This is a genomic window from Patescibacteria group bacterium (genome assembly GCA_018896645.1).
In the GTDB taxonomy this organism is placed as follows: Bacteria; Patescibacteriota; Patescibacteriia; order UBA2591; family JABMQE01; genus JAHIMF01.
Genome location: JAHIMF010000092.1, coordinates 1 through 4,780, shown reverse-complemented (window position 1 = coordinate 4,780; position 4,780 = coordinate 1). Strand labels below are relative to the sequence as shown.

Here is a 4,780-nt window from a genome sequence, read left to right as displayed (position 1 = left end):
CATCCAGCATCCAGCATCCATGACGGGCCAAGCAGTGGTGGAATATTTGCTTGTATTTGCGGCGATAGCTCTGATTACCGTGGTGAGCCTTTCGGCTTTCTATCCTAAGGTAAAGGAGACAGCTCAGAATCTATTTATAACGGCCGCAGGAAGGATAGTAAATGCAGATGAATGATAAAGGCCAGTCCATATTAGAATATTCCATTTTAATCGCTGTTGTTGCCGCGGCAATTGTGGCGATGCACACTTATGTCCAGCGGGCAGTGCAGGCTAATCTTAAAATGGTTGAAGAGCAGATAAACGCCGAGGTGGTTAAATAAAATGTTTAACTCCAAGCTCCGAAAGGGCCAACACTTATCCGAATACGCAATTATTTTTAGTATAGTTCTCGCTGCTCTTATTGCTATGCAAACTTATGTGAAGCGGGGTTTGCAGGGCGGGTATAAGGATGCCGCGGATGGAGTGGCTTCTTCTTTAGGCTCAACCACAACACAATATGAGCCTTATTATAGTGAATCAGATATTACAAGCACGGCTAATACTAAAAGAACAGAAACAACAAGTTTGGGAGGTTCAGTAAAGAGCCAAATAGATTATACTACTACCCGTCAGGGTGAACAAAAGGTTTTACCGAGATGAGAATTAATTATATTTTTAACTCTAAAGGCCAGAGTATCATTGAATACGCGCTTATTTTAGGCATTGTGGTTATTGCGCTTAGCGCAATGCAGGTCTATGTTAAACGGGGCATTCAAGCCGGTATTAAAATTGCCGCGGACGAAATGGGGGCTCAGGAATATGCTGAAACTGACCCTGACAAAGGAACCCAGGTCAGCTATAGTGTTAATAGTCAAGCTCAAGACACTCAGAGAATAAGGCTTTTTGAAGGCGGCAGTCAGCGAAAGGACATTGATAAGATTGCCGGCAGTTCAGGCGGAATAGAATACATTTCAACCACTGATGTTGAATAAGGAATAAAGTTATGTTTAATAAAAATATTAATAAAGCGCGCGCGCAGACAACCTTAGAATATTCGGTGATTATTTCGGTAATCGTTGCCGCGCTTTTGACGATGCAGGTTTATATTAAACGAAGCCTGCAGGGAAAACTGCGTTCGGCCGCAGACGAAATCGGCCAGCAGTATGACCCAAGAAATACCTTAAGCGATATAACTACCAGTTTAATCAGTGATGTTACTACGGGAGTTGAGTCTAAAAAAGAAAATGGCAAATTAACGACAACAACCACCGTAACCATTAATAACCAATCGGAGACGCGCTATGGAGATGAAACTGTGGGCCCCTTGGGCGACAGGCTGTAAAAAAGGCCAGGCCATATTGGAATTGGCGGTTTTCGGCTCAATTCTAATTATGCTTTTGGGCGTGTTGGTCAGTTACGGCATGAAATATAATTTCCAGCAGCAGGTAATGCAGGAGGCGTTTAGAAAAGCTCTTGGCGTTACCGCCGTAAGGCACTCAACTTATGTCCTGATTAAAGACCGGCATATCCCCGACCCCTCGAATCCTTTTGGCATCGGCGCGGTTGTTCCGGCTATGTCTTCAGCCTCGGTTACGCGTGATTACCGCCTGCATGAGACTGCCGATACCGAAGATGAATTACCCAGGCTGTATTTAGATATTAATGGCGACATCCGCGCTTTTAAGACGACAGATTTGTCCGGCGGACAGGGCGAGATTTTGAATTATGATACCTGCAAAACCCAATGTTTTGAATCAGGGAACGCGGAGTGGTATTGTGATAAATTAGATATCCTGTTTCCTGATGGAGAATCAATGGGGGTTCAGCAGGATTATGTTCAGGATATGAAGGTAAACAGCGGAACCGAAAGAGTAGAGAGGGCATCCGGCATAACTACTGCTGATAATGTAAATTGGCAGGGTGATATAAAAAGAACGATGGTTTACCGGCCTTACGGCGATGAAACCGGCAATATAGTTAAAGAGGAAATTGTTAGCAGTGTATCTCAAAACCAAACTTATGAATGGGAAACGCCCTTTTAAATATGGAAAATAAAATGACTAACGCAATACGCCTGCCTGCCGGCAAGGCAGGCAATACGCAATACGCACAACGCAACAAGGCTCAATCCACCTTGGAAATCACCGTGGCCTTGATCGCGGTTTTTATTTTGTTTTTGGGGAGTGTAAAAATATTTGTCTGGGTAAATGAACGGATGGTTTTGCGGCAGGAAGCTTATGAAAAAACAAGAGTTTCCGCCGGAAGCAGCAATTTTGAGGTGCAGGTGGATGAGTCAGATTTTCCCAAGCTGGATATTTTTGGAGAGAATGCCCAATAAATTGGGCAACTACAATGTAGTTTGCCGATTTATCGGCATAGGTAAATAAAATGCTCACTAACTTACACAACATATCTTCCTTAAATAATATCGGCAAAAAAGGCCAGATTGCCACCCTTCTTATCCTGATGATGGTGGCAGTGCTTATCTTCATCATGGTTACGGTTAATGTCGGTAAGACATCTACTGAAGCAACAGCCTTGGCTAATGCAGTTGATGCCGCGGCGCTTTCTTTAGGTTCGCAGTTGGCTACACACGGAAATGTGTTGAGAGAAGCGTTGAAGACCGGGGCTTCCTCTGACGGTGAATACAGCGAAGACCCGCCTATGGTTTGTTCGAGCGGCGGCGGCTGGGCGCCGATTGTCTTTGCCATTGTGTTAGCTATAATATGTTTTTATGCATTTGCATCTGTGAAAGCACTTGCCGCATATGCCGGGTGGGGCGCTTTGGGCGGCTTTTTTGCCGGCGCCGCGCTGGGAGGCGAGTATTCAGGGGTCGGTTCCAGCCAGGGAATAAGGCAGAATGTGAAGTTTTATGCAACAATTATTTCCGGAGCGCTTGTCGGCGCAGCCGGTGGGGCAGTGATAGGGGTCTTTGCAGGAAACCCGGCTCTCGGCGCAGGTATTGGCGCACTTGTCGGCGCAGTTATAGGCACCGGCACAGCCATTTACAACCAGTCTGTTAGTATGAGGATGGCTGAACACGCAGTCTCCACTGCCGCTAAGCAGTTAAGCCAGCTTCCTAGTCAGGACGCCCTGCGCGAAGACGCTTTTTATCAGGTTTTAATACAAATAGTAGATGACCCCAATGATATTCAGGATTTCTTTGACTCTGACGATGACGGCGATACAGAGGAAATAGTGTCTTATTTTCAATATTGGTGGGATAGAAGAGCGGAAAAGTATGGGGAGATTACTGAACAACTCACTATGGCAACTGAAGATTTCATTGAGGAGCCGCTGAGTGATTTTGAGGATGTAATAGACACCGGCAGTGACCCATTCCTTGAGTCTTTATATCGCCAGGAAACCAACGGCATTGACGGCTCAATCATAGAGTTAGTCCGGGCTTTAGAAGATTCCGGTTATGACATTACCTTTTGGCAGCCGGGAATTCCGCCGGAAGCCCCTGACTGTGATGACGATGTTTGTCCGGAAGAAGATTATTATGATGAGGTTGAGGCTATAACTTCAGAGTTGCAGGGGTTTACAGGGCTTGTTAAGGTATTGGAAGAACAGGAGTTAGGCGCACTTGGTTTAAGCTGGCATTCCTGGATTAGATGGTTTTACGACCCGGAAACTACCTGGACGCCGGATAATAATGAAGTAAATTCCGATTACTATGATATGTCCGAGAATTATATTGAGCCGAAAATAGAAGATTGGAAGAGTGAGATTGAGGCAGCAAGAGACAGCTTAGACGCCTGCCAAATCAATAATCAAACAGTAACAAATTACCCCTGCCAAAGCAGTATAGATGAAGATATTGATGATGAGTTTGAACTGGTACTGGCTGAATTAAACGGTTTTATTGATGAGAGCGAGGATTTTCGTTTATCTGCGCGAGAATTTTATGATAATATGAATAGTATTTATGCGGATTTATCTTCTGCCGGCGGAGCAAATCCCATTACTTATACCTGGGCTGACAGCCGCGGAGATCATAGCGTTGAGGTAGAAACAAGCAGTTATAGATTTGCCTGGGTACGAAAGAAAACAAGCGGAGATTCCATGCGGATGAAGAAAAGGGTATGTATGGTGCTTATGGATTATTCAGGCAGCTGCTGGGTAAAAGCAACCCGTAACGACCCGGCCAATAAAGATTTGGGTATTTTGGGGAAGTGGAACCCTACAGGATTAGCAGGCGAGCAGTCTTTTAGTATAAGCCGGAGAGGAATCGCTTCTTACAGTTATGATTATGTAGAGTTATCGGGGAAATAATGAGGACAACAGATGCACACAGATAAGAAATACAGTTACACGCGGATGTCATTGCGAGGAGCAAAGCGACGAAGCAATCCCCTCTTGAGATTGCTTCGCTTCGCTCGCAATGACGACTGTACTAACCTGCGCAAAGGCTCTTTAGCCATAGAATATGCGGTCTTGGTGGCCATTGTAGTCGTGGCTTTGCTGGGGATGCAGGTATATATTAGGCGGGCCCTTTGCGGCAGGTGGCGTGAGGCCGCGGATACCTTCGGCCACGGCCGGCAGTATGAGCCCTTTGGACCGGATAAAACAATAGTAAGATAGTGCGGAGGAATAGATGTTCATAAAATTAGCCATATTTGCCCTGGTTTTCAGTTCTGCAGGGCTCCTTGCCTGGCAGTATTTTCCCTTATTGGCTGAGAGGATAAGTGGATATCAGACCAAAAAGGTCAAAGAATCAGCCAAGCGCCTGGATACTATGTTTGTAAAGGTCCCCGCTAAAAAACTCTTTCTTATCCACACATTAGCTCCTCTGGCT

The 4,780-nt window shown here is 45.4% G+C and carries 9 protein-coding genes; all 9 read left to right on the top strand.

Going from position 1 to position 4,780, the window contains the following annotated elements; translation table 11 throughout:
• The first annotated feature begins 167 nt into the window (after positions 1–167).
• The gene (locus KKD20_06905; protein MBU4332803.1) at positions 168–320 is read left to right on the top strand and encodes a hypothetical protein; all 153 of its coding nucleotides are present in this window, start codon (positions 168–170) and stop codon (positions 318–320) included.
• A 1-nt stretch (position 321) separates the two neighbouring features.
• Positions 322–639, top strand: a complete 318-nt coding sequence (locus KKD20_06900; GenBank protein ID MBU4332802.1) for a hypothetical protein — start codon at positions 322–324, stop codon at positions 637–639.
• On the top strand, positions 636–971 hold the full coding sequence (locus KKD20_06895) for a hypothetical protein (GenBank protein ID MBU4332801.1): 336 nt from the start codon (positions 636–638) through the stop codon (positions 969–971). The genes KKD20_06900 and KKD20_06895 overlap by 4 nt, the downstream gene beginning before the upstream one ends.
• An 11-nt stretch (positions 972–982) precedes the next feature.
• On the top strand, positions 983–1,321 hold the full coding sequence (locus KKD20_06890; GenBank protein ID MBU4332800.1) for a hypothetical protein: 339 nt from the start codon (positions 983–985) through the stop codon (positions 1,319–1,321).
• Positions 1,287–2,021: a pilus assembly protein gene (locus KKD20_06885; GenBank protein MBU4332799.1), complete on the top strand. Its 735-nt coding sequence runs from the start codon at positions 1,287–1,289 to the stop codon at positions 2,019–2,021. The genes KKD20_06890 and KKD20_06885 overlap by 35 nt, the downstream gene beginning before the upstream one ends.
• A gap of 14 nt (positions 2,022–2,035) precedes the next feature.
• Entirely contained in the window at positions 2,036–2,317 is a 282-nt protein-coding gene (locus tag KKD20_06880) for a hypothetical protein (GenBank protein MBU4332798.1), read from the top strand.
• 50 nt (positions 2,318–2,367) lie between these two features.
• Complete coding sequence (locus KKD20_06875; protein ID MBU4332797.1) at positions 2,368–4,257, top strand: hypothetical protein; 1,890 nt, start codon at positions 2,368–2,370, stop codon at positions 4,255–4,257.
• Positions 4,258–4,269: 12 nt separating this feature from the next.
• Positions 4,270–4,566 carry a hypothetical protein gene (locus KKD20_06870; GenBank protein MBU4332796.1) on the top strand — a complete coding sequence of 99 codons (297 nt, stop codon included), beginning with the start codon at positions 4,270–4,272 and terminating at the stop codon, positions 4,564–4,566.
• Between the two features lie 13 nt (positions 4,567–4,579).
• Positions 4,580–4,780 (top strand): hypothetical protein (locus KKD20_06865; GenBank protein MBU4332795.1); only part of this gene is annotated, 201 nt, incomplete at its 3' end.

Excerpts from the sequence above, each read along its gene's own strand:
- KKD20_06875 (MBU4332797.1), top strand. The coding sequence starts at position 2,368 with ATGCTCACTAACTTACACAACATATCTTCCTTAAATAATATCGGCAAA.
- KKD20_06885 (MBU4332799.1), top strand. The coding sequence starts at position 1,287 with ATGAAACTGTGGGCCCCTTGGGCGACAGGCTGTAAAAAAGGCCAGGCC.
- KKD20_06890 (MBU4332800.1), top strand. The coding sequence starts at position 983 with ATGTTTAATAAAAATATTAATAAAGCGCGCGCGCAGACAACCTTAGAA.
- KKD20_06895 (MBU4332801.1), top strand. The coding sequence starts at position 636 with ATGAGAATTAATTATATTTTTAACTCTAAAGGCCAGAGTATCATTGAA.
- KKD20_06905 (MBU4332803.1), top strand. The coding sequence starts at position 168 with ATGAATGATAAAGGCCAGTCCATATTAGAATATTCCATTTTAATCGCT.
- KKD20_06880 (MBU4332798.1), top strand. The coding sequence starts at position 2,036 with ATGACTAACGCAATACGCCTGCCTGCCGGCAAGGCAGGCAATACGCAA.
- KKD20_06900 (MBU4332802.1), top strand. The coding sequence starts at position 322 with ATGTTTAACTCCAAGCTCCGAAAGGGCCAACACTTATCCGAATACGCA.
- KKD20_06870 (MBU4332796.1), top strand. The coding sequence starts at position 4,270 with ATGCACACAGATAAGAAATACAGTTACACGCGGATGTCATTGCGAGGA.